The 23648-nt window shown below is 73.7% G+C and carries 17 protein-coding genes and 1 pseudogene; 6 read left to right on the top strand and 12 right to left on the bottom strand.

Features of this window, described 5'->3' with window-relative positions:
* Positions 1–48 precede the first annotated feature (48 nt).
* Positions 49–1044 (top strand): translation initiation factor 2, encoded by a 996-nt coding sequence (locus ACZ5DS_RS03825; RefSeq protein ID WP_468233600.1) that lies wholly within the window; start codon positions 49–51, stop codon positions 1042–1044.
* Between the two features lie 63 nt (positions 1045–1107).
* Here ACZ5DS_RS03825 and ACZ5DS_RS03820 read toward each other — a convergent pair whose 3' ends face one another.
* The 6 genes from ACZ5DS_RS03820 to ACZ5DS_RS03795 all read right to left on the bottom strand — a co-directional run bounded on the left by ACZ5DS_RS03820 (position 1108) and on the right by ACZ5DS_RS03795 (position 12143).
* A complete protein-coding gene (locus ACZ5DS_RS03820) occupies positions 1108–3003 on the bottom strand; it encodes a protein-arginine deiminase domain-containing protein (RefSeq protein WP_468233599.1) in 1896 nt (631 codons plus the stop codon).
* Positions 3004–3386: 383 nt separating this feature from the next.
* Positions 3387–4424, bottom strand: a complete 1038-nt coding sequence (locus ACZ5DS_RS03815) for a rod shape-determining protein (protein ID WP_468233597.1) — start codon at positions 4422–4424, stop codon at positions 3387–3389.
* 122 nt (positions 4425–4546) lie between these two features.
* Entirely contained in the window at positions 4547–9052 is a 4506-nt protein-coding gene (locus ACZ5DS_RS03810; protein WP_468233595.1) for an SAV_2336 N-terminal domain-related protein, read from the bottom strand.
* A complete protein-coding gene (locus tag ACZ5DS_RS03805; protein ID WP_468233594.1) occupies positions 9042–10079 on the bottom strand; it encodes an AAA family ATPase in 1038 nt (345 codons plus the stop codon). The genes ACZ5DS_RS03810 and ACZ5DS_RS03805 overlap by 11 nt, the downstream gene beginning before the upstream one ends.
* A gap of 25 nt (positions 10080–10104) precedes the next feature.
* The gene (locus ACZ5DS_RS03800; protein ID WP_468233592.1) at positions 10105–11775 is read right to left on the bottom strand and encodes a VMAP-C domain-containing protein; all 1671 of its coding nucleotides are present in this window, start codon (positions 11773–11775) and stop codon (positions 10105–10107) included.
* Complete coding sequence (locus ACZ5DS_RS03795; protein WP_468233590.1) at positions 11772–12143, bottom strand: CU044_2847 family protein; 372 nt, start codon at positions 12141–12143, stop codon at positions 11772–11774. The genes ACZ5DS_RS03800 and ACZ5DS_RS03795 overlap by 4 nt, the downstream gene beginning before the upstream one ends.
* Before the next feature lie 211 nt (positions 12144–12354).
* On the opposite strand from ACZ5DS_RS03795, the pseudogene ACZ5DS_RS03790 reads away from it, so the two are divergent.
* Positions 12355–13230, top strand: a pseudogene (locus tag ACZ5DS_RS03790) (S8 family serine peptidase); the annotation flags it as partial.
* A gap of 243 nt (positions 13231–13473) precedes the next feature.
* Here ACZ5DS_RS03790 and ACZ5DS_RS03785 read toward each other — a convergent pair.
* Both ACZ5DS_RS03785 and ACZ5DS_RS03780 read right to left on the bottom strand, forming a co-directional pair.
* On the bottom strand, positions 13474–14835 hold the full coding sequence (locus ACZ5DS_RS03785; RefSeq protein ID WP_468233588.1) for a carboxyl transferase domain-containing protein: 1362 nt from the start codon (positions 14833–14835) through the stop codon (positions 13474–13476).
* Positions 14828–16348: an acyl-CoA synthetase gene (locus tag ACZ5DS_RS03780; protein ID WP_468233586.1), complete on the bottom strand. Its 1521-nt coding sequence runs from the start codon at positions 16346–16348 to the stop codon at positions 14828–14830. Before ACZ5DS_RS03780 ends, ACZ5DS_RS03785 begins: the two co-directional genes overlap by 8 nt.
* Before the next feature lie 157 nt (positions 16349–16505).
* Between ACZ5DS_RS03780 and ACZ5DS_RS03775 the strand changes: the two genes are divergently transcribed.
* The gene (locus ACZ5DS_RS03775; RefSeq protein ID WP_468233584.1) at positions 16506–17384 is read left to right on the top strand and encodes an ATP-grasp domain-containing protein; all 879 of its coding nucleotides are present in this window, start codon (positions 16506–16508) and stop codon (positions 17382–17384) included.
* Here the strand turns inward: ACZ5DS_RS03775 and ACZ5DS_RS03770 are convergent.
* Complete coding sequence (locus tag ACZ5DS_RS03770) at positions 17381–18304, bottom strand: LysR family transcriptional regulator (RefSeq protein ID WP_468233582.1); 924 nt, start codon at positions 18302–18304, stop codon at positions 17381–17383. The two genes, ACZ5DS_RS03775 and ACZ5DS_RS03770, sit on opposite strands and share 4 nt — an antisense overlap.
* A 96-nt stretch (positions 18305–18400) precedes the next feature.
* On the opposite strand from ACZ5DS_RS03770, the gene ACZ5DS_RS03765 reads away from it, so the two are divergent.
* The gene (locus tag ACZ5DS_RS03765; protein ID WP_468233580.1) at positions 18401–19228 is read left to right on the top strand and encodes an oxidoreductase; all 828 of its coding nucleotides are present in this window, start codon (positions 18401–18403) and stop codon (positions 19226–19228) included.
* Positions 19229–19234: 6 nt separating this feature from the next.
* Here ACZ5DS_RS03765 and ACZ5DS_RS03760 read toward each other — a convergent pair whose 3' ends face one another.
* Positions 19235–19792, bottom strand: coding sequence for a hypothetical protein (locus ACZ5DS_RS03760; RefSeq protein WP_468233578.1), 558 nt, complete (start codon positions 19790–19792; stop codon positions 19235–19237).
* A 151-nt stretch (positions 19793–19943) separates the two neighbouring features.
* Here ACZ5DS_RS03760 and ACZ5DS_RS03755 point away from each other — a divergent pair, with 151 nt between their 5' ends.
* Together ACZ5DS_RS03755 and ACZ5DS_RS03750 are read left to right on the top strand one after the other, a co-directional pair.
* Positions 19944–20717 carry an IclR family transcriptional regulator gene (locus ACZ5DS_RS03755; protein ID WP_468233577.1) on the top strand — a complete coding sequence of 258 codons (774 nt, stop codon included), beginning with the start codon at positions 19944–19946 and terminating at the stop codon, positions 20715–20717.
* Entirely contained in the window at positions 20714–21559 is an 846-nt protein-coding gene (locus tag ACZ5DS_RS03750) for an SMP-30/gluconolactonase/LRE family protein (RefSeq protein WP_468233575.1), read from the top strand. The genes ACZ5DS_RS03755 and ACZ5DS_RS03750 overlap by 4 nt, the downstream gene beginning before the upstream one ends.
* 32 nt (positions 21560–21591) lie before the next feature.
* Here ACZ5DS_RS03750 and ACZ5DS_RS03745 read toward each other — a convergent pair whose 3' ends face one another.
* Together ACZ5DS_RS03745 and ACZ5DS_RS03740 are read right to left on the bottom strand one after the other, a co-directional pair.
* Positions 21592–22887: an MAB_1171c family putative transporter gene (locus tag ACZ5DS_RS03745; protein ID WP_468233572.1), complete on the bottom strand. Its 1296-nt coding sequence runs from the start codon at positions 22885–22887 to the stop codon at positions 21592–21594.
* Entirely contained in the window at positions 22884–23483 is a 600-nt protein-coding gene (locus ACZ5DS_RS03740) for a toxin-antitoxin system, toxin component family protein (protein WP_468233570.1), read from the bottom strand. Before ACZ5DS_RS03740 ends, ACZ5DS_RS03745 begins: the two co-directional genes overlap by 4 nt.
* Between the last annotated feature and the right edge of the window lie 165 nt (positions 23484–23648).

The following is a 23648-nucleotide window of genomic DNA, read 5'->3' as shown; positions in this document are numbered from 1 at the left end:
GGCCCGTGTACATGCCAGCATCAACTGACGTCGTTCGAAGGATGATTGATGGTCCATCGGGACAGGTTCACCCTCCTCGGCCGGGAGACGGAGTGCCACATCTACGAGGGGGACGGGATCCGTCCCGTCAAGGAGGAGGACGTCCGGGTCAAGTACCGGCCGCAGCGGGTCGAGTTCCCGGAGGAGATCGGCGGCTGGCGGCACGCCATCCAGGAGGCCGAGGAGCGCAAGGAGGCCCTCGGGCAGCCGCACCGCTGGAACAACAAGCGGTTCGCCGTCGAGCGGGTCGTCGTGACCCGCACCCACCTGGCCGAGGACCCTGTCGTCACGCTCACCCTCCAGGACGCCGACTACTACGACTTCCTCACGACGTCGATCAACCTGGACCGCAGGCAGAAGAACGGACTGACCCTGCGCGAGCAGTACCTGGAGAGCCGGGACCCGGCCCTGGCGCCCCCGTTCATGAACTGCAGCTTCGGCGTGAACGTGGCACTCGAGACCGGCCGGGACGGCAAGATGCTCTTCTCCCATCGCAGCGCCGCGGTGGTCGGGCCGAACCGCTCCCGCTGGAACTCCTCCGCGAACGAGGGGCTGGCCCGCGACCACGACCTCCCCGAGGACGGCAGCCCGATCAGCCTGTACGCGGTGGCCCGACGGGCTCTGTACGAGGAGCTCGCGGTGCACGCGACCGACGAACTCGACCTGGAACTCCTCGGGTTCGGCCTTGATCTGCGCAACAACCAGTGGGCGGCCTTCTTCCGGGCGGTGCTGCCCGAACTCGACGAGAAGGCCCTGCGGCTGCGCTGGACACGGGGCGTGGGCGACAAGTGGGAACACGACCGCTTCGCCTTCGTGCCCTCCGACCCCGACTCCGTCCTCGACTTCGTCGCGGAGCAGCCGGCCGAGAGCTGGACCCCCTGCGCCCCCGCCCTCTTCTACCTCGCCCTGGTGCGGGGCGCCGTACGGCGCGCGGACGGCGACCCCGCGGGCCGCTTCGAGGTGGAGGAGGCGGAACAGCGGGTCATCGAGCGCAGGGGGCTCTGAGCTTCGCCGGCGTACCGGACTCCGCCGGGGCGCGGTGAGCCCCGGCGGAGCACGCGTCACCGGCTAGCGCACCGGAAGCCGCCACCACGCAGCCGAAGCGTCCCGCAGCGTGTTCGTGCCGCAGTGCACCTCGCCCGCGCCCAGGTGGTACGTGTAGTAGTCGTCGATGTACGACACCTTCAGCCCGGCCTGTCGGTACGCGGCGCCGACCGCCTCCGTGAAGATGTCCTTGCCGTCGATGACCGGTCCCCACTGGCGCGGGGCGAGGTAGCGGTCACGGGCGAGGAGGACTCCGTTGACAGCTCCGGGTATGTAGGCGCTGGTCAGGACGGTTCCGGGGGCTGCCGCGCGGGAGGCGTTCAGCCGTGTCACGCGTGGTACGTGGGTGGTCGGTCCGCCGGTGGTCGAGGCGTCCGCCGCACGCGCGAACAGGGCGGGCACGCGTACGATCTCGTCGTTCGTGACCCCTGTCTCCCGTCTGAGAATCTCCAGGTCGGCCGCGATGCGCTGCGCCGCCATCCGGTTGTCGGACACCAGGTGCCGGGAGGCCAGCGCCTGGTCGATGGTCTGAGTCGGTGTGGGTTCGCCCTTCTGGGCCGGTACGGAGAACAGCTTCGTCCTTCCGTGGCCGCCGCGTTGGGCGTCGCGCAGCAGCCGCAGGCCGGCGTCCGGGTCGGCGACGCCGATCCGCCAGCCGCGCGGGGTGTCCGCGGGCAGGAACTGCAGGAACTCGTCCACGTGCCCGACGGCCAGCCAGGAGGTGTCCAGCAGCAGCGGGTCCTGGAGGCCCTGCGACCTCAGCAGCGTGCGCATCACCTTGGACGGGCGTGCCCCGCTGTTCTTGCGCTCGCCCATGACGATGCGCCCGGCCGGGAACGAGCGGCCGCCGTGTGCGTAGGGCGGGACGGTCTCCAGGTTCCCCATGGAGTTGAGCGACCAGTCGTCCGGCCGGGCCCGGTCGGTGACCTGGACGACGCCGACGTCACGGCCGCGCACCTTCTCGAACAGCTCGCGCCCCGCCTCCCGGTCCGACTGGGCGGAGCGCAGCATCACCCGCATGACCTGCCGTCGTCCGTCCGGACCGGTCATGCTGACGTAGGCGGGCTCCACGAAGTCCTGCGCCCAGGGGTCTCCGTACTTGTCGAAGGTGACCAGCGGCTTGGTGATGCCCGCCTTCTCGACCTCCTTCCCCAGGTCCTTGACGAACTTCCGCTGCTGACGCCCGTAATCGCCCTCGCCCCGGACCTTGGTGACCATCACCTGCCGGGTGTCCTGGAGGTGATGTTGGGTCAGGAGCGGGGCGACGCGCAGGGTGACCGAGTCGGAGATGGTCCGGCCGGCGGCCGTCACCGACAGGCGGAGCACCGCCCGGCCGTCCCACCTCGCGCTGTCCCTGATCACGTCGGTGGCCTCGACGCCCAGCTCCGCGCCGGAGCGCAGCTCGGCGGCGGTCAGCCGGGTCCGCGGGGTGACGAGGACCCATGTGCCCGACCGCTTGAGGAAGACATGGGTGTGCGCGGCGCCCGAGGTGACCTTCAGGCTGCCCCGGGCGGCCTCCGGAAGGCCCGGCAGGGGTACGGACCGGACCCGGGCGAGGTCGGCGGCGTCCGCGGTGCCGTTGACCTTCTGGTCGGAGGCGTCGTTGCAGGCGGCGAGCCTGGCGTCGGACAGCGGCCTGCCGCCGGGGCCGGTGACCGGGCAGCGCTTGGTGTCGTCGTCCAGGTTGGGCAGGTAGACGGCTCCGCGCCCGCCGGACCAGGTGTCCTCACCCGCCGTGTCGCTGTCGCCCGTGACGTCGATCCGCCCGTCCCGGTTCACATCCGCGCGCAGATCGGCGCGGGCGGACGGCTCGGCGGCGGAGGCGGGGACAGCCGGTCCCGCGAGGACGGATCCCGCCGCGGCGAGGGCGAGGACCACGGGCCCGGCCGGATGTCTGAGTATGGGCACACGTGAACGCACGACGCTTTCCTCTCAGTTGGGGAAGTCGCCGTACAAGAGGAAGAAAGGGAGCGGTGCGTTCACTGTGCAGGGGGAGGCGTCGCCCCGCCCCCGTCGACCCGCGTCCGTCAAGCGGTTACGCCAACAGCTGTTCATGAACGAAGAGTTGCCCGTACTTGGCTTGGACATGCCTCTTCCTGGGCACGGACCTCCTACCGGGAGCCGCCACCGGGCGGTGTGAGCAGGAGGAGGGCGTCATGGACCGTCGGATCCGGGTACGTGTCATTCGTCGGCCCGCTGCCCCACGCGGCCAGGAGATCGACCGCCGCACACCCTCGGGGCGCATCCTGCCGTACTGATCACAGCGGAGCCTGGGGGCGTCGGGCACGTGCTGCCGGGCTGCCTCAGGCGGCGAGCGGATTGAGGACCAGCGGGTCGACCCGGCCCTCCAGCATCGCCCCGAGCCCCTCTACGGCGCACACGTCGGGCCGCTCTGCGATGTGCACCGGAACACCGGTCGCCTGGCGCAGCATCTGGTCGAGACCGGGCAGCAGGGCGGAGCCGCCGACCATCATGATCCCGCGATCGGCGAGGTCGGCCACGAGATCGGGCGGGCACTCGCGCAGCACCTTGCCGATCCCGTCCAGGACGGCCGTCAGCGGGGTCTGGATGGCGTTGCGCACGGCCGCGGTGTCGACGCGCACGCTGCGGGCGAGCCCGGTCGCCACGTCCCGCCCGTGGATCTCGGCCGAGGCCGGACCGTGCGGGGTGAGCCCGTTCCCGGACAGGGCGAGCTGCAGCGGCCGTACCGCCTGGCTGGGCAGCATCAGCTCGTGCGCGTGCCGCAGATGCTGCACGATCGCGCGGTCCACGGCCTCCCCGCCCACCGGGACCCGCTCGGCGGTCACGACGGCCCCGATCGAGAGCACGGCGACCTGGGTGGCCGCCGCCCCGCACATGATGATCATGGTCGCCTCGGGCCGCTCCACGGGCAGCCCGCACCCCACTGCGGCGGCGATGAGCGTGTCCACCAGCTCCACCCGCCGCGCGCCCAGCCCGACCAGCGTCTCGACCGTCGCCCGCTGGGCCAGCGGGTCCGCGCCGGTCGGGGTGCAGGCCGCCGCCCGCAGCCGGGGCCTGCGGCGCAGCGAACGGCGCATCTTGTCGCCGAGCAGGTGCCGCAGCATGCGCTGGGCCATCTCGATGTCGACGATCGTGCCACCGGAGACGGGCCGCACGACCCTGATGTAACTCGGCGTCTTCCCGGTCATCCTCTCCGCGAGCTCACCCACCGCTATCAGCGCCCCGCTGCGGGTGTTCACGGCCGCGACCGAGGGCTGGTCCACGACGAGACCCACACCCTTCACATACACCCGGGTGCGGGCGGCACCCAGGTCGACGGCGAAGTGGCAGCGGCGCAACTGCTCCAGGCTGACGGTCACGGCAGATCCTCCCGAGTGCCCAGGTCTTGGGGCCGGACGGTGGCTTCCTTTGCATCCTCTGGGGAATCGTGGCGGCGCGCCTGCGGGAGGGGGCCGGGCGGGGCGCGGCTGAATGGGGGGTTTCAGAGGGAACGGGCGGCATCCAGCAGAGGTTCGAGGGACGCGACGGTGACGGTGCTGCCCCCCTCGCGCAGGCGTCGGCGCCCGGTGGCCGTGGGGGCGTACCCGACGAAGGGGAGGCCGAGCTGCTGGGCGGCGGTCAGTTCGGCGATCGAGGAGCTGATCAGGACACCCGCGGCGGGCGGTGTGCCGAGGGCGCGCCGCAGGCAGTCGGGGTGGGGCATCAGCAGGCCGAGGTCGTCGCGGCGGCCGTGGATGCCCGCGAGGGGCAGGCGGTAGGGCTCCAGGTAGCGGCGCACCGCCTGCTCGCACACGTCCGTCACCACGCTGACGCGACGGCCGGAATCATGCAGGGCGCGGACGAGCGCGACGGAGCGGTGCGTCGTGGGCACGTCGGGAACGGCACCCAGTTCGAGCTGGTCGAGACGTGCCCGCAGCAGGGGGCCGAGCGGGTCGTGGGCGAAGGCCCTCAGCAGGTCCAGCGGATGCACGAATGCCTCCTGGCCTGCGGCGCTCGCGAGGGCCACCGGCCGGCCCCTGAGCGCGTCCGCCGGATCGCGGTGCTCGGCGACGAGGGACAGCAGGTCGAGAGCGGCCTCGCGTGCCGTCTGCGCCGAGAACATGCGCGCGAGGGGACCGTCGAAGCCGATCAGCACGGTCTCGGCGTCGGCGAGCACGGCGGACAGCCGACGCCGCGACGGAGTCGACTGCTCCGGCACCGGCGCAGGCGCCCCTTCCGTGGCCAGTCGCACGGCATACGACACGGACAGCCCCGGCACCGGCCAGGTACGGACGCCTTCGTTCACCGCCCGCTGGGCAGCGCCCGCACGGCGCAGCGGATGACGGCGGGTGATGCGGACCGCCGCGTCGCGCAGATGCTCCAGCAGCAGCCCCGGGATGCCGGTGGCCTCACCGCGGACGAAGGCCACCGGATCGTCGACGTGCCAGGACAGCTCCACCGCGGCGGTGAACGCACCCTTGCCGGAGCTGGGCAGGGACACCGTGTGCAGGGCCTGGTGCGGGGTGAGGTCGACCGAGTAGTACGTCTCCGGCCGGGGCGGACGCGTGCCGTACGGCTGGACCGGGTTGAGCAGCGTGAGCGGGCCGTCGGGCCGTGTGTGGACGATGGCCGTGCGGCCCGGGGTGGGCATGCCGAGCTCGCGCAGGTCGTGCGCGATGAAGGGGCCCTGCACCAGGTCGCGTTCGGCCGGTTCGGCGGACGCCGGCTCAAGGAAGCAGTACCAGGCGCTCGGCGGGCTGTCCGGGGCGTCGTCGGGAAACAGCGGCATGAAGCGCACCGAACCCCGAGCGGCGGAACTGGCGGCGAAGTCGTCGTACAACTCGGGCGGTACGACGACCATCATGTCCCGGGCCTTCGGCGGCCGGACGGCGAACTGCAGCCCGAACGTCACCCGGAGACGCGGAGGATCGGTCAGCTGGGCGAGCGCCTGCGGGAGTTCGCGCAGGACGGCGACCAGGACGGGGAGCAGAAAGACGCCGGGCTCGATACGCACCAGGTAGCCGTCCGGGCGGACGAGCACCACGTACTGGCGGGGGGTGAGGGAGCCGCGCTCGAGGATCTCGTGCACCGCGGCTTCGAGGGTGATACGGGCTTCGGGGCGGCCGGCGAGGTCGCCGGTCCTGAAGTGGATCTCGGGGCGGTTCTCGACGGGCTCTTCGACCAGGACCGCGAGGGTGGTGCGGAGGGCGTTGAGGTCGTCCCGGGTGTGCTGGGCGACCGGTCCCGGAACGCCGTCGAGCGGCTCTCCCCGCCACAGCTCCAGCGCCTCCTGCGCCAGTCGGCTGCTGCGTGCCAGGTCTCCGGCGGTGCGGGACCGCTCGGCCTCGGCGGCCAGGCGGCGGACGCGGAAGACGTCGTAGTCGTCGGGGCCGGACACCCGGTCCAGCCGCAGGGCGTATCCGCCCTCGGTGGTCACCGCGTCCGGCCCGAGCAGGTGACGCAGCCGGCTGAGGTACGTGTCCAGGAGGTCACGTGAGCCGTGGCGGTCGGGCGGCCCCCAGAGCCCGGTGGCCAGCTCGTCGTGCGTGGCGGGCTCGCCGTGGTGGAGCAACAGCACGCACAGCAGCGCCTGTTCTTCGGGGTGGTCGAGGGCGAGGGGCACGCCGTCCCGGGTGACGCGGAGCGGGCCGAGGAGGGAGAAGCCGAGGCTGCGCTCCCGGTGCGGGGGCAGACGGAGGAGCCGGTCGGCGCCGCGCAGCTGGGTCTCCAGGCTGTCGGAGAGGAGTTCCGTGACGGCCGTGTCCAGTTCCTCTTCGAGCTGTCGCGGAAGGGACAAGTTCTCCAGAGGTAGCGGGAGTTGCCGGTCGTCGGACGGGCCTCGGTGCATGGCGCGCACGATGTGCCCCAGCGCCCGTAGATCGTCCCCGCGGCTTCCGGTGCCGAAGGACCTGACGTCCAGGCAGGTCAGCACCGGTCCGCGCGGTGCGAGGACGACGTGTGTCGCGTCCAGCCGGCCGTGCGGCCGCCCCTGCGCGTGCAGGGCGTTCATGGCCTCGACGAGAGAGGGGACGAGGGCGACGAGTTCGACTGCGGGCAGGCCGTGCGGTGCGCTCTCGAGCCGCTGGTGCAGACTCCGGCCGTCGACGAACTCCCGGACCAGATACGGCACATCGCCCTCCGTGCCGTAATCCCTGATGGCCGCGATGCCCGGATGGTCTACCTGGCTGAGCCGCTGGGCGATGTCCGCGAAGTTGATGCGGAGCGACTGCGGCGGACGCCGGTACAGCCGCACCAGCACCGTCTCGTCCCCCCGCGGTGTGTCCTGAGCAACCCAGTCCGTGCCCTGCGATCCTGTCGGCCTGACCAGCCGGTACCGCCCCGCAAGCAGCCCCCCGGCCTGCCCGGCGGAATCGGACAGCCGCCGCAGGCTGTCCTGGCTGACCGTCGCGAACGCCTCGCCGTCCACGGGGGTGCCGGTGCCGGACGGTGCCGCCGTCGAGGCCCGGAACTCGCCCGGCGCCCGTCCCGCTCGCCTGTCGATCAGTTCGCCGACGCGGTCCAGGAGTTCGGTGGTGCGATGGCGGGCGGTGCGCGGCAGGCTGAGCAGGAGAAGGTCCCGTACGCCGTCCCGGAAGGCGTAGGAGCCGGGCGGGCCGCCGGGGACGGTGGCGAGCATGCCGCTGAGGATGATCTCCGCGAGGTGCTGGGGGCGCGGATCCGGTTCGAGGGCGGCCTGGACCAGGCGCATGACGGGCAGGTCGGGGCGGCCCACCGCGAGATGCCCGGCCAGCCGGAACGCCTCGGGGGAGGCGGTCGCGCGGAACCGCAGGACCAGTTCCTCGGCGGACAGCAGGCCGACATCCGTACGCTCGTCGGAGCGGGCGGGCAGGGGGCGGCCCAACTCGGCGACTGCTGCGGGGAATTCGGTGCCGCCGGGTGCCGTGAGCAGCGCGGCCCAGTGCGCCAGCCACTGCGGCTCGGACTCCAGCACGGGCAGGGGGACGGCGCCGCGGGTCCCGGGGTGGCCCGTCGGGTCGTACGGCACCGGCCCGTCGTAGGACTGCTGCTCCCGCTGTTCGTACGGCGTGAACGTGAGCGCCGCCGTGGCGGCCGCCGGGTGCGGTGCCGACAGACGGCCGGGGACGGTCGGCAGGGCCGTGTCCCGCCACAGGTGCTCCGGGAGGGGCTGGACGACGGCCAGGGGCATCCGGCGCGCCCAGCGGAGCAGGGTGTCGTACCAACGGGTGCCGGCCGGGCCCTCCCGCCACTGCGGGCCCATGCAGTCGCTGATCAGGAGGGTGACGGTGCGGCCGTCGGCGGAGGCGTGCCCGGCGGGACCGCGCACGGTGCCGTCGGGGGCGGCCCGGTACAGGTCGACCGTGCGGAAGACGCCCGCCTGGGCCAGCGCCGTGTGCAGTTCGCGGACCAAGGGGCGCCAGACGGGCATCGTCGGCCCGGTGTCGTACACCAGGTTCAGCCGCAGCCAGCGCTCCCGGGCGGGGCGCAGCACCGGCAGCCAGAACTCGGGGCCCACGCCGAGGCGGGCGATCCGGTCGGCCGTCGCATGCTCGTCCAGGTGGTGACCGGCAGGGGCGTCGGTACGGCGTTTGAGGGGGCGCAGTGCGCGTTGCAGACCCAGCGGGTGGCGGAGCATCGGGGGTGCCGGTGCCAGCAGGGAGGCGTGCGCGCCGGGTGCGGACGACGTCGGGGAGGGCAGGTGGAGCGGGGTGCGGGGGGACTCCCGGGGCGCGGGCGGGGCGGGATCCGGTGCCGGCGGGGTGGCCGGCGGTTCCTCCCGCGGGGGCCGGGGCTGCTCCTGCGGTACGTGCGGGGCCGGCTCCGGAGCCGGGATCTGCGCCTGCTGCTCCTCGCCGCCCGGCTCCATCTGCCGGGCCAGCCACAGGACTTCCGCCAGCTCCAGCGGGGTGGGGCGCATGCCGCCGGACGCCTCGGCCAGTACGTCGGCCAGGCGGGCGAGCGGGTCCGGGGAGCCGGTGGGGGTCCCCCCGCGCGAGCGGAGCCGAGCGTGGGGGAGGTCAGAAGGCATCGGGGCGCTGGGCCTCGCCGAGGTACGGCATGAGCTGTTCCGCCAGCTCGTCCAGGGAATCCGCCGACAGGTCGGAGGAGCGGGCCAGGTAGATGGCGTTGAGCAGCTGGTCGGTGGCCAGGTCACCGCCGCCCACGCGGGACAGGAACCGGTCGATCAGGTCCTGCGCGTAGCCGTCGGGTTCGCCGCCGAAGTGGGCGCGGACGATGTCGGCGAGGTGGGAGTCGTCGGGCTGGCGCAGCCGCAGGGTGACACAGCGGCGCAGGAAGGCGGGCGGGAACTCGCGCTCGCCGTTGCTGGTGAGGACGACGAAGGGGAAGGCCCGGCAGCGGACCCGGCCGTGTGCGACGGGCACGCGTTCGTGGGTGCCGTCGACCATGACCATGGCCTGCGGGTCCTCCTCGCCGGACCCGGAGGACCGGACCAGCTCGGGGATCTCGTACTGGCCCTCCTCGAGGACGTTCAGCAGGTCGTTGGGCAGGTCCAGGTCGCTCTTGTCGATCTCGTCGATGAGCAGGGCGCGCGGGCGGGCGTAGGGGAGGAGGGCGGTGCCGAGGGGGCCGAGGCGCAGATGGTCCTCGATGCCGGAGGCGGGCGCGGTGGTGCCGGGATTCCGGTCGGCCGCCGCCTGGCGGGCCGCGTACAGGCGGGAGAGGGGGTCGTACTGGTAGAGGCCGTCGTGCAGGGTGCTGCGGCTGGTGATGTTCCAGCGCAGCACCGGGCCGAGCCTCAGCTCGCGGGCCACCGCGTAGGCCAGGGAGGACTTGCCGGTGCCGGGCGGGCCGGTGACGAGGAGGGGGCGGCGCAGATAGAGGGCCGCGTTGACCAGTTGGACGGTCTGCGCGGTGGCCCGGTACGTCGCGGCACGGTGGGCGCGGTCGGGGGACGTGGCCGCGGTGTCGGAGTCGTCGGCGGGCGTGTCCAGCGCGGGGCCGCCGTCGAAGGCCCGCCAGGGCGGGGGAGCGGGCAGCTCGGTGATGCCGTCGTGCGGCTCCTTCGTGCCGGTGTACACGGGCCACAGGGGCATGGGTTCGTTCTCCGTGGGGGGCTGTTCAGGCGACGGGGGTGTGCAGGCTGGCCGGGGGTTCGGGGAAGCAGCGCGGGTCGTCCCACAGGAGCTGGACGTCCCGGGCCCAGTGCCGGTCAGGGTCGTCGGCGGCCTCCACCTCCTCCCGCAACGTCTGGATGAGACGGGGAAGTTCGGCGGGCGAGGTGCCGTGGAGGTACGGGACGAGCCCGTCGACGAAGGCCTTACCCGCGCAGGGCGTGCCGTGGTCGGTGCCGGGGCAGCCCGTGCGTGGCCAGAGGAGGACCGGGACCGGGGTGTTCAGACCGGCCTCGAAGTGGTCCGGCGCCGCATCGGGCGGGGTGGCGTAGACCGCCAGCTCGGCCTCCGTGTCCCTCAGCCGCTTGCGCAGGCCGGCCGGGCGTTCCCGGCTGCCGCAGTCGACGCGGTGCAGGGCCTGGGCCGTGGACCCGGTCCCCGGCTTCTGCTTCTGCCACTTCTTGCCCAGTTGGTGACGCAGGCGGGCACTGCGGTGGCGGGACCGGTCCGCGACGACCAGCGGGTGGGCGCAGCCCAGGGGCGTGGAGTCGTCGGGGCCGCACTCCCAGCGGTCCACCGGCTCGTTCAGCCACTCACGCGGCAGGACGAAGGTGATCAACTCGTCGGCTCCGGGGGCGAGGTGGGTGAACGCCTCGTCCACGCACTCCTGGACGTAGGCCCGCACCCGGGCGCGGGGCAGCCGGACCGCGCCCACGGCCCGGCGCAGCCCGTCGCGGTACGCGGACACCTCGACCGTGACCTGGTCGGCGCCGGCGCCGCTGCGGTCGAGCTCGACCAGGATGGGGGACCAGGAGACGGCGGCGGACGCGGGCGGCGCGGACAGCAGCTCCTCCAGCCGGTCGGCGAACCTCGTCACCGCGTCCGGGTCCTCGACCTCCCAGTGCACGTACCCGGCCGCCGACCGCAGCGAGGCGAAGCCCTCCGGGGGCAGCGGCGGGCCGAAGGGGCCCACGGCGTCCAGGTACAGCCGGTCCGGGTCGCCGTCGAGACCGGCGTCCGCCGCCCGTCGCACCAGCCCGTACAGCCGTCTCGCCGCGTCGGGGGCGTCGCCGTGGGCCGGGACCAGCTCACCGAGTCCGGGCCAGTGGCGGGCCAGCACCTCGGTGGGCAGCATCCGGGCGACCCGTACGCCGTGCTCGCCGGCCACCTGCGCGACCATGCCCACCACCCTGCCGTCCGGGAGGGTGGCCGCGGCCCCGCTGAAGCCGTGCGTCAGCGGCTGCCCGTGCGCCGTGACGGCCTCCAGCTGCACCCACTCGTCGGCGATCCGCGTGGCGGACACGGCGCGGTACTCGGCCAGCTGCCCCTCGTCGTACCCCTCCGGGAACCCGTAGGCGACCAGTACCTGGGAGACGAGGTCGGATGCGCTGCCCGGCGGCGCGAACCGCGCGGCGCTCAGCGGCACTTCACCGGCCAGCTCGAGGACGGCGAGGTCACCCGGGTCGGTGACGCCGCCCGCCCAGCCGCCGTGCGCCGACACCACCGCGGGCAGCACGCCCAGGTCCGGGCGGTTCGGGAACGACACGGTCAGCAGCCCCGGCTCGCCGTCCCGCACCACATGCGCACAGGTCAGCACGGTACGGGGAGTCACCAGAAAGCCCGCCCCCGCGACCGCGCCCCCGCACTCGATCCGGGCGTGCCAGGCGGCGCCGCTCATGACCGGGGGGTCGGCTCCGGACCGGCACCGTCCACGGCAGCCGGTCTCGTGTCCTGCGACGACCAGCTCAGCCTGACCACCAGCTGCCCCTCGGCCGCTCCCTTGGCGATGACCGCCCCGGCCTCCGCGGTCAGCTTGACCCCGAACTCCAGCTCCACGGCGTCGGGTCGAAGGCTGCCGTCCCGGAAGACACGCAGCGCGGAATGGGCCGCCGCGCGCACGCCGTCCAGAGCGCCCTCGAAGGTACGGGCCGTCCGGTCCGCCGGTCCGCCGTCGCCGCGGGAGACGAGCCGGGTGCCGCCCGCTTCCGTGGCTTCCACCACGACGACGGCGCCGTCCTCCGTGGTGAACTCCATCAGCTTGTTCACGGCGCCTTCCCCCCGGGTTCTTGATCCACGTGACCGATCCATTGTTACGGACGGGGAGCGGGGGTGTCCCCGGTTCGACCTCCGCCGTGCGCCGTCGGTGGCGGAAAACCGCCAGGACACCTTCCCGCCACCGACGGTCAACATCCCCGCACCACACGGCACATGACACTCGTCCCAGCACTCGACGCGCTCGACACGAGAAGAGGCGTGGATGACCAGAGGACCAGTCAGCCGCGGGGCGGCACTGCTCGCGACGGGGCTTGTGATCGCCCTGTTGCCGACGGCTCCCGCGGTCGCGCGCAAGGCCGTCACCGCGGCCGTGCGGACCCCGGACGCCGCCACCACCGTCACCCTCGTCACCGGCGACCGGGTGACCGTCACCGACCTCGGGCAGGGGAGGAAGACGGTCGCCGTGCAGCGGCCCCGAGGGGCCACCGGTGTCGTCCGCACGCAGGTGAGCGACGGCGACATCACCGTCGTACCGGACGAGGCGCTGCCGTATCTGCGGGCCGGCACCCTGGACCGGCGGCTGTTCGACGTGAGCGGGCTGATCCGGCAGGGGCTCACGGACGCCAAGGCGGATGCGCTGCCGCTGATCGTGACCTATGGGAAGGGCGCACGCGCCGCCACCCCGGCCGGGGCGCAGCGCCCCCGGGCGCTGCCGAGTGTCGGCGGGGCCGCCGTCGAGGCGGCCCGGGGGCGCACCTTCTGGCGGTCCTTCACGCACCGTGGGAGCGTCGGCAAGGTCTGGCTCGACGGGCGGGTCGAGGCCGACATGGCCGAAAGCAATGCCCAGATCGGCACGCAGGCCGCCTGGGACGCGGGGCTCACCGGCAAGGGCGTCACGGTCGCCGTCCTCGACACCGGTGCCGACCTGACCCACCCCGACCTGAAGGACCGGGTCACCGCCGCCAAGAGCTTCATCGACGGGCAGGAGGTCGCCGACCGCAACGGGCACGGCACGCACGTCACCTCCACCGTCGGCGGCAGCGGTGCCGCCTCCGACGGCAAGGAGAAGGGGGTCGCGCCGGGCGCCACGCTCGCCGTGGGGGCCGGGTCCGCGGCGGACAGCGGATACCGGTCGGGATCGGCGCCGAGTACGTCGCGAAGGCGGCCGGCACCGGCACCCTCGGCGGCGGCCGCCTGGAGGTGTCGTACGACGACGGCACGACCTGGCGGACGGTCCCCCTCGCCGGCCGGGGCGCCTCCTGGCACGGCACGCTGACCGTGCCCCGCGGCGCCGCCCATGTCTCCCTGCGGGCCTCGGCCCACGACGACAAGGGCGGCTCGGTGACCCAGGAGATCATCCGTGCGGTGGCCGTGAAGTGACTCAGGGACGAGGGTGGTCCGCGGTGGCGGTGATGTCGACGATGCCGCGGACCACCCCCAGCTCCACCAGGTCCTGCGGCCGGATGCGCAGCTGTCCCGCGGTCGCCTCCACCTCCTCGGGCGGGCGCTTGAGGATCGCCGCCGCGAGCTCCGGGGCGATCACCGAGAAGTAACTGTCCGGCGTGGCCCAGGTGTTGCCGGGCGCGGCCAGCGCGAGCGCCCCGCCGGAGCCGCCCTCGCCGATGACCAGCGTGGTGATCGGCACCCGAGCGGAGGCCACCGCCCCGAACACCTCGGCGATCGCGGCCCCGGCCCCCTGCCGCTCCGCCTCGGCGTCATTGGCCGCGCCCGGCGTGTCCACCAGCGTCAGCACCGGAATGTCGAGCCGGTCGGCGAGCCGGATCAGCCGCGCCGCGGTGCGGTACCCCGCGGGCCGGGTCGCCGCCCCGGTCTGCGCCGCGTACGCCACGGTACGGCCGTCCCGCTCGCCGAACCCGCACAGCATCCCCTCGGGGTCCGTACCGCCGCAGCGGTCGCCGGCGAGAGCGACCCGCCGGCCGAAGTACGCGTCCAGGTAGGCCTGCGCGCGGGGGCGTTCGGGGGAGCGGGCGCGGCGGACGGCCGCCCAGCCGGTGGCGGGGAGGTCGGCGGCGCCCAGGGCACGGGGTGCGGGGGCCTCCTGTGCGGGCGTGGTGAGCAGCCGCAGCCACCGCCCCAGCGTCTCCCGCAGCTCCTCGGGCCGCACCACCGCGTCCGCCGAGCCCGCCGCCACCTGTGCCTCGGCCGTGTACGCGGACGGATCCGCGTCCGGCGGCCGGACCCGGGAACCCGCGAAACCCACCTGGGCGCCCGGCAGCGCCAGGATCACGTCTGCTCCGGCGCCGAGGGTGGCCCAGCCGCCGCCGGTCGTCGGGTCCCGCAGGACGGCGATCTGCGGCAGGCCCGCCTCCCGGGTGAGCGCCGACTCCCGGGCCACCCGCTGGAGTTGGGTCAGCGCGAGCATGCCCTCCTGCATCCGGCTGCCGCCGGTGGCGACCAACGGCACGACCGGGAGCCGGTGGGCGCGGGCGTGGTGGTACGCCGACTCCAGGCGGTCGCCGGTGCGCTCGCCCAGGGAGCCGCCGAGGAAGCCGAACTCGAACGCGATCAGCACGGCCCGGGTGCCGCCGACGCTCGCGGTGCCGCAGACGACGGACTCCTCCTCGCCCGTGCGCTCGGCGGCACGGGCGCGCGAGGCGTCGTAGCCCTGCCAGCCCAGCGGGCCGTCGACCGTCGGGCGTCTTATGTCGCAGGGGAGTTCACGGAAGGTCCCCTCATCCGTGACCAGGGCCAGGAACTCCCGTGCCGACAGTCGCTCAGGCATTGGCCACCAGCGCCCGCTTCATGATCTTGCCCATGTCGTTGCGGGGGAGCGCGTCCAGGTAGCGGACCACGCGCGGCCGCTTGTGCGGGGCCAGCCGCCCGGCGACATGGTCGGCCAACTCCTCGGCGGCGGGCGGTGATTGACGGTCGGCCGGGACGATCCAGGCCACGATCCGCTCGCCCAGGTCCGCGTCCGGCTCCCCGGTGACCGCCGCCTCCCGCACCCCCGGATGCTCCAGCAGCGCGTTCTCGATCTCGCCCGCCCCGATCTTGTAACCGCCGCTCTTGATCAGATCGGTGGCCTTCCGCCCGACGATCCGGACACACCCGTCGCTCTCCCGCACCGCCATGTCCCCGGTGCGGAACCAGCCGTCGGCGGTGAAGGCCGCGGCCGTCGCGTCAGGCCGGTTCAGATACTCGGTGAACAGGTTCGGACCGCGCACCTGGATCTCGCCGACGGTCTCCCCGTCGTACGAGGCCACCTCCGTGCCGTCCTCCTCCACCAGCCGCAGCTCGACCCCCGGCAGCGGCACACCGACCGTGCCCGTGCGCGCCTCCCCGTCGGCCCGCATGCTGGGCCGGGGGTCCGGGGGTGTCCACCGGGACGAGCACAGCATGAGCGTCTCGGTCATGCCGTACCGCTCGATCACCCGCCGCCCGGTCGCGGCCGCGATCCGCTCGTGGTCGTGCACGGGCAGCGCGGCCGAGCCGGAGACCAGCAGCCGGGCCCCGGCCAGCCCCTTGACCAGCTGCGGGTCACCGGGCAGGGCCTCGGCGATGCGGTGGTACATCGTGGGCACCCCGAACAGCATGGTCGCGCCGTTGTTCAGCTCCCGGGCCACGCCCTCGGCGGTGAACCGCCCCAGGTGCCGCACCGAGCCGCCGCGCCGCAGCGGGCCGAGGATGCCCAGCACCAGCCCGTGCACGTGGAAGAGAGGCAGCCCGTGCACCAGAACGTCGTCCCCGGTCCACTGCCAGGCGTCGGCGAGCGCGTCCAGGGTCGTGGCGAGGGCCCGGCGCGGGAGGACCGCGCCCTTGGGCGGGCCGGTGGTGCCGGAGGTGTAGACGACCAGCGCGGGGTCGGCGTCCGAGGCCTGCTCCTCCGGGACGGCGCCGGTGGCGGACGCGTCCACGTCGAGCCGGGCCAAGTCGCCCAGGACGGGCGGGAGTTCCGCGCCGGGCGGGGCGAGGATCAGATCCGGCGCACTGTCGCCGACGATGTGCGCCAGCTCCTTCTCGCCCGACTTCGGGTTCAGCGGCACCGCGGCCACCCCGGCGAGCAGCGCGCCCGTCACCGCGACGGCCGTCTCCAGCTCCGGGGTCGCCCATACGGCCACCCGCCGGGCGTCGCGGATCCGCGCGGCGAGCGCACCCGCCGCGCCCGCGAGCGCGCCGTACGTCAACGACCGTTCGCCGAACCGCAGGGCGACCCTCGCCCAGACTTCGTCCGGGGGGACCCCCATCTCGCTGCGCTCGCCGGGATCGTCCGCCAGGGCGGGAAAGAGGGAGGACACGCGGCGCACTCCTTGGCTGTCGGAAAGGCTCTCGGCACCCTTCCTACACCAGGAGTGCCGTCCCCACGACCGTGCTTGGTCACCTGCGCTGTCGTGGTTCCTGCGGCGCTTGTTAGCGTCACAGTCGATCGAACCGCCGTACGACAGGGAGCCCGCCGTGCCCCGTATAGCCCTCGCCACCTACGACCCCGGAGCCGAGCCGAGCAAGGACTGCGACCTGGCGGTGATGGTGCGGGCCCTGCGGGAGGCGGGGGCCGAGGCCGACAGCCGGGTCTGGGACGACCCGGACGCCGACTGGGGCGCCTACGACCTGGTCGTCATCCGGTCGACCTGGGACTACAGCTGGCGTGCCGAGGAGTTCGGGGCGTGGGTGGAGCGGGTCGGCGCCGTGACGCGCCTCGCCAATCCGCCGGCCGTGGTGCGCTGGAACACCGACAAGCGCTACCTCGGTGAGCTGGCCGCGGCCGGCGTGCCCGCCGTCCCCACCCGGTACATCGCCCCCGGCGAGCCCGCCGACCTGCCCGCCGACCACGAGTACGTGATCAAGCCGACCTCCGGCGCGGGAGCCCGGTTCGCCGCCCGCTACGCACCCGCCGAGCACGAGACGGCCGTACGGCAGCTGGCGCGGATGCACGCGGAGGGCTTCACCGCGATGGTGCAGCCGTACGTGCGGGGCATCGACGTCAGCGGGGAGCGGTCGCTGCAGTTCTTCGGCGGCAGCCTGCTGCACGCCAGCCGCAAGGGCGCCGTCCTCGCGTCCGGCACCCCGTACGACGCCGACAAGGTCGCCCACCCCGACCTGGAGCCCTGGCGGCCCACGGACGCCGAACTCGCCGTGGCCGAGAAGGCGTTGACGGCCGTGCCCGGCGGTGTCTCCGGGCTGCTGTACGCGCGCGTGGACCTCGTCGACGGCGAGGACGGTCAGCCGCGGGTGATGGAGCTGGAACTGGTGGAGCCCAGCCTGTTCCTGTTCCTGCACCCGGCCTCGCTGCCCCGCGTCACACAGGCGATCCTGGCGGCGGCCGCACAGGACTAGTCCCTCGGGGCCGCACCCCCGACCGTGGCCCGGCAGGCCTCCGCGTACGCCCGTACCAGCGGGCGTTCCCCGTCCTCGCGGCGCCAGGCCAGGGCGTAGCGGCTGGGGCCGATGCCGCGGACGGGGCGCGTGGAGACGCCGCCCAGGGTGATCAGCGGGGCGTTGCCGGTGGCGACCAGGCAGATGCCGAGGCCGGCGACCAGGGCCTCGTACGTCTCCTCCGCCCCGGCGATCTCGGCGCCGATGCGTGGCGGGCGGCCCGCCCGGGCGTCCAGGGCGAGCCAGTAGTCGCGCAGCGGGCCCGCGCTCTTCGGCAGGGCGAGGAACGGCTCGTCGAGCAGCTCGGCGAAGTCGATCTCGGCGTGGGCGGTGAGCGGATGCGTGTCCGGGAGGGCGACCAGCAGGGGTTCCTCTGCGATCACCGTCCAGGCGAAGCGCTCCTCGTCGGGCAGCGGCAGCCACACGAAGGCGACGTCCGCGCTGCCGTCCGCCAGGCCTGCCGTGGGGTCCTCCCAGCTCACCTGGCGCAGTCGTACGACCGTCCCGGGGTGCGCGGCGGTGAAGCGGGAGCGGATGGCCGGAAGCAGCCCGCCCCGGCCCGGACTGGTGCTCATGCCCACCACGAGCGTGCTGCGCTGCGCCGCCTTGGCCGCCTCCACCGCGGCCGCGCCCGCCTCCCACGCGGCCAGCACCCTCCGGGCGTGCGGCAGCAGCGCCTCGCCCGCGGCCGTCAGCTCCACCCCGTGCCGGTCGCGCCGGAACAGCTCGGCCCCCAACTGGCGCTCCAGTGCCCGGATTTGCTTGCTGAGCGCGGGCTGCGACACATACATTCGCTCGGCGGCGCGCGTGAAGTGCAGTTCTTCGGCCACCGCGACGAAGTAACGCAGATCGCGGGCGTTGACGTCGATCGTCATAACCATTGGTTATCACCAAGGGTCTTGGACGGGCAACGGTCTGCGGCAGCAGGCTGGTGCGTGTCAGAGGAAGACCCGATCAGGACGTACGGGGGAGTTGCCATGAACAAGGTGTGGCTGGTGACCGGGGCGAGCAGCGGCTTCGGGCGGGAGATCACGCAGGCGGCCGTCGCCGCCGGTGACGTGGTGATCGGTGCGGCCCGGCGCCCCGAGGCGCTGGACGATCTGGTGGCCGCGCATCCCGACCAGGTGGAGGCGCTGCGGCTGGACGTCACCGACGCGGCCGCGATCGAGGAGGCCGTACGGGACGTGGTGGCCCGGCACGGGCGGATCGACGTGCTGGTCAACAATGCGGGGCGTACGCACGTCGGTGCCGTCGAGGAGACCACGGACCAGGAGCTGCGGGACCTGTTCGACCTGCACGTCTTCGGTCCGGCGGCCCTGGTGCGGGCGGTGCTGCCGCACATGCGGGAGCGGCGCTCGGGCGCGATCGTGCAGATGAGCAGCGTGGGCGGGCAGATGTCCTTCGCGGGCTTCGGGGCGTACAGCGGGACGAAGTTCGCGCTGGAGGGCATGTCCGAGGCGCTCGCGGACGAGGTGCGGGAGTTCGGCATCAAGGTGCTGATCGTGGAGCCGGGCGCGTTCCGGACCTCGCTGTTCGGCAGCGGGGCCGGCAGCAGCGCGGACAGCGGGGTGTACGCCAGGGTGAGCGAGACCCGCGGGTTCGTCGCGGGCGGCGACGGTACGCAGCCCGGTGACCCGGCCAAGGCGGCGGCCCTCATCCTGGCCGCCCTGGAGGCCGAGCAGACTCCGCTCAGGCTGCCGCTCGGTGACGACGGGGTGAGCGGCGTCCTGGCCCACCTGGACCAGGTCCGCGAGGACGTCACCGCATGGGAGAAGCAGACCCGGGCCACGGCCTTCGACGCCTGAGCCGGTTCAGGTGCGGACCGCCGTCCGTTGCAGCAGCCCCCAGGTGAACTCGGCGACGACCTCGTGCCGTACGCCGTCCCGGTCGGGGGCGGTGAAGGCGAGCCCCCAGCGTGTGGGGGCCGTGCCCTCCAGCGGGCGGGCCGGGGCGAAGGCGCGGGCGGCCTCGTCGACCGTGCAGGACCAGGGGGCGAGGTCGTCCAGGGTCTCCAGCTTCGGCGCCGGGGCGCCGGGCGCGCGCACCAGCCACTCGTTCCAGACCGCGCCGTCGGGGGAGACCAGCACCTCGAAGCGCAGGCCCGGCCAGAGGGGCAGCTCCCACTGCCGGGCCTCGCAGTCGACATCGCCCAGGCGGCGCCGGACGACGGCTTCCGGCTCACCGAGGACGGAGCGGTACCGGGCGGCGGCGGACCGGGACCTGGGCGAGTGGACCATGGCCTGCCAGCGCTTGTTCGCCTCCCGCATGTCCGCGATCGAGGCGCCCAGTGCGCGCCGGGCGCTCTCGACCAGGTCCGGGTTGTGGTCGGCCATGCGGCGCAGCAGCACCAGCTGGAAGTCGAGTCGCATGGCACCCATGGTGCCCGGACGGACGCTTCCGCAGAGGAGGCGTCCCCGGCCATTGCCCGCGCAACTCTCCATGACTAGCCTATGTTCGTCATGCCGATCGCCTGTTGAAATATCGAACATAGGCGCTTAGACCCAAGGGAGGGGGCCGGACGTGGGACGCCTCGTGCCTGCCGTGACCCGGGCTCTCGACATTCTTGAGCTGTTCCTCGACGGGGACGGGACGCTCTCCGCCCCCGACATCGTGCGCAAGCTCCAGCTGCCGCGCACCACCGTGCACGAGCTGGTCACCACGCTCGCCGCGCGCTCGTACATCGTGCAAGTGCCGGGACAGCCCGGACGGTACCGGCTCGGCGTACGCCCGTACCAGCTCGGCAGCCGCTACGCCGAGCAGCTCGACCTCGCGGCCGAGGGCCAGCAGGTGGCCCGCTCGGTCGCGGAGACCTGCGACGAGACGGTCCACGTGGCCATCCTCGAAGGCACCGATGTCATCTACATCGCCAAGGTCGACTCCACGCACGCGGTGCGCATGGTCTCGGCCGCGGGCCGCCGGCTGCCTGCGCACTGCACCTCCGTCGGCAAGATGCTGCTGGCCTCGCTGCCGGAGCAGGAGCTGGCGGCGCGGATCCCGGACGGTGCCGAGCTGACCGCGATGACGCCCAACAGCATCACCGATCCCGCCGCCCTGCGCGAGGCCCTGGCCGGGATCCGGCAGCGGGGCATCGCGGTGGAGAGCCGCGAGTCCAACCCGGACGTGTCCTGTGTGGCCGCCCCGGTGCTCGACCGCACCGGCCGGGTGGTCGCCGCCCTCTCCATCTCGGTCCCCATGATCCGCTGGAGCGAGGAGCGGCGGGGGGAGCTGGAGCAGCTGGCCGCGAAGGGCGCGGCGGAGCTGTCGGAGCGGCTCGGCCACCGGAGCGCGGAGTGACGGCCTACGAGGTCGCCGTGCAGGCGGAGGCGACGCTCGGCGAGGGCCCGACGTGGGACCCGGCGACGGGCCGCCTCATCTGGCTGGACATCCTGGGCATGCGCATCCACACGTACGACCCCTCCTCCGGCCGCCGGACGGTCCGTACGACGGAGCAGCACGTCGGCGCGGCGAAGCCCCGCGCGGGCGGCGGGCTGGTGCTGAACCTGCGTGACGGCGTCGGCCTCCTGGACCCCGACGACACCTTCCGCTGGCTGCACCACGAGCCGGTGCCCGGCCGCCGCGCCAACGACGCGGCCGTGGCCCCGGACGGGTCGCTCTGGGCGGGCACGATGCGCTACGACGAGGCACCGGGCGGCGGCACGCTGTCCCGTCTGACCGGCGAGGGGGACGTACGCGTCGTCCTCCCCGACGTCACGGTCAGCAACGGCACCGGCTGGAGCCCGGACGGCCGCCTCCTGTACTACGCCGACACCCCGACCCGGCGCGTGGACGTCTTCGACCACGACGGCGAGGGCATCCGCAACCGCCGCACCCTGGCGGAGATCGAGGAGGGCGCCGGCTCTCCCGACGGCCTGACGGTCGACGCGGACGGGTGCGTCTGGGTGGCCCTGTGGGACGGGGGAGCCATCCGCCGCTACACGCCGTCCGGCGCCCTGGACCGCGTGATCACCCTGCCGACGCCCCGCACGACGGCCTGCACGTTCGGCGGCCCCGACCTCACCGACCTGTACATCACGACGGCCCGCATCGGACTGCCGGCACCCCATCCCACCGCGGGCTCGGTCCTGGTCGTGCCGGGCGCGGGAAAGGGCCTGCCCCAACCGGCGTTCGCAGGCTGACCCGAACCGTCGCCGGCCGGGGGCGGGTGCAGCTACGTGCGCCCCAAAGGGGCGCGGGGCTGTATCGATTGCGGCTCCGCCGCGTGGGCGCGACCAGCCACCTCGGACCCGCACTCGGCAACGGCGGCTGCGCGGACCCGCACACGCTCGATCTCGTCGGTGTACCGAAGCGCCCGGGAAATCGCCCCGATCTCCTGAAGCAGACTCGTGGTGTCGGCCCCGGCGCCCGGGTCGGTCGCATCGGGCGGCTCGGGACCGCGCCTCGCCTCGATCGCGCCCAGGATGCTCACCGCCGCCGCCAGCGCACGCGCCCGCTCCGGCGGGTGGCCGAGGTCGAGTGCGGCGCCGTAGGAGCGTCGGCCCAGGTCGGTGTCGATGTGCCGGGCCAGCGGCAGCAGCAGGTCCCGGATGAACGTCTCGCGCCGGGTCAGCCGCAGCTCGGGCGTGGCGTGCAGCACGAACGGCACCGCGTTGCCGCTCGTGGTCCTCATCAGCTGGTACAGGGGCCGCAGTTCGCGATGGGCACGCCGGACCCGCCAGCGCTCGTGCAGATACTGGCCGGCGTGCGGCAGGATGAAGCCGACCGCGACCAGGATGGCGGACAGCGCGGCCACCGGCGGCGCGAGATCGGTGCTCAGCCAGTCCAGGTCGTGCCCCGCCCACCGCGCCCCGACGGCGACGAGCTTGGCCGCGTTGAAGATCAGGTTCAGCACGTATCCGGCGCCGAGCAGCTTCAGCCCCCAGCGCAGCCAGGCGTCCAGGCCCTCGGTGCGCACCCAGTTCCAGATCAGTCTGGACGTGACCAGGCAGGCGACGGCGTGCGCGGCGAGGTAGCAGAGGATCTCCTCGCGCATGAACGGCGTGTTGGCGTAGTACGTGTCGAGGTCCCGCAGCCGCTCCTCGGGGCAGTCGGCGAGCAGGAACAGCACCCACAGGGCGACGATCACCCCGCAGTACAGCGACACCACCCAGCGGATCGCCCGCCGGGTGACGGGCGAGCGGTCGGACGGGCCGTTGCGCCAGGTGATGATGAGCAGCAGACAGGAGCCGCACATCGCGGTGATGAGTGAATAGCACCAGGGCGCCGAGATGTTGGGCACGCCGGTCACGCGGTTGACCAGGGCGATCGTGGACGGCGTGCAGAACACGAAGACACCGCACGCGAGCACCAGCATGCCGCCGACCGCGCGCAGTAGCGGGTCCCGCCACAGCCGGATGATGGTGGGCAGCTTGATCAGCAGAGCGACGGTGAGGACCGCGGTGGGGATCCAGAAGGAGATGTAGAGCTCGTCGAGGAGTTGCGCGGGGGCGAGCGCCAGCGGGGTCACCGGGCGGCTCCTCTCCGTCCGCGGTAGCCGAGGAATCGCTGGACCGGGTCGAGTGGTGTGCCGGGGCCGGCGAGGTAGGGCCGGAACAGGGTGGCGAGGCGGTGGCCGAAGTCGTCGGCCTCGGCCTCGTCGGTCTCCCGGGAGCCGTTGCGGGCGGCCACCGTCAGGGCCATGTCCCGCCAGCCGGGCTCGCCGGCGAGCGCGCGGGCGGCCGCGGAGCCGGCCAGGTGGTGGTGCCGGTGCCCGGCGTGCAGATGCCACAACTCGTGACCGAGGATGACCAGTTGCTGCACGGCCTCGGCCCGCTCCTCCACGATGACCAGGTCGAAGTCCTGGAACTCCACCCACAGGCCGGTGACTTCGATCTCGTCCGGGAAACGCTCGAAGCGCAAGCCCACCGGCCGGCCGCCGCGCCGCACCGTCATCTCCTCGCACAGCGCTCGGCACAGGTCCCGTACGCCGTCCGGCGGCTTCGGCCGGGCGTGGACGGCGGTGGCCAGGTCGGCGGCCAGGGAGCGCATCGCCGAGCCCGGACGGGAGCGGTTCAGTCGTGCGGCCAGGTGTGCCGCCCGCTGTCGCACGCCGCCGATGGCCATCGTTCCCCCTTCTCACCGCCGGTGTGCGGTTCGTCCGAGCGTACGCGCCTGGGTGTGTCCACGTCATGAGATCCGGCCACCGTCGTTCAACGGGGAACGATCGATTCCGCCGACCCTGGCCGGACGCATCCCCGCGTCCGCCCCATTGACGCGCCAAGTGCTTCG

It is taken from the genome of Streptomyces sp. NPDC031100 (genome assembly GCF_055570785.1).
Note: the sequence above shows the minus strand (reverse complement) of the source record. Positions and strands in the feature narration are given on the sequence as shown.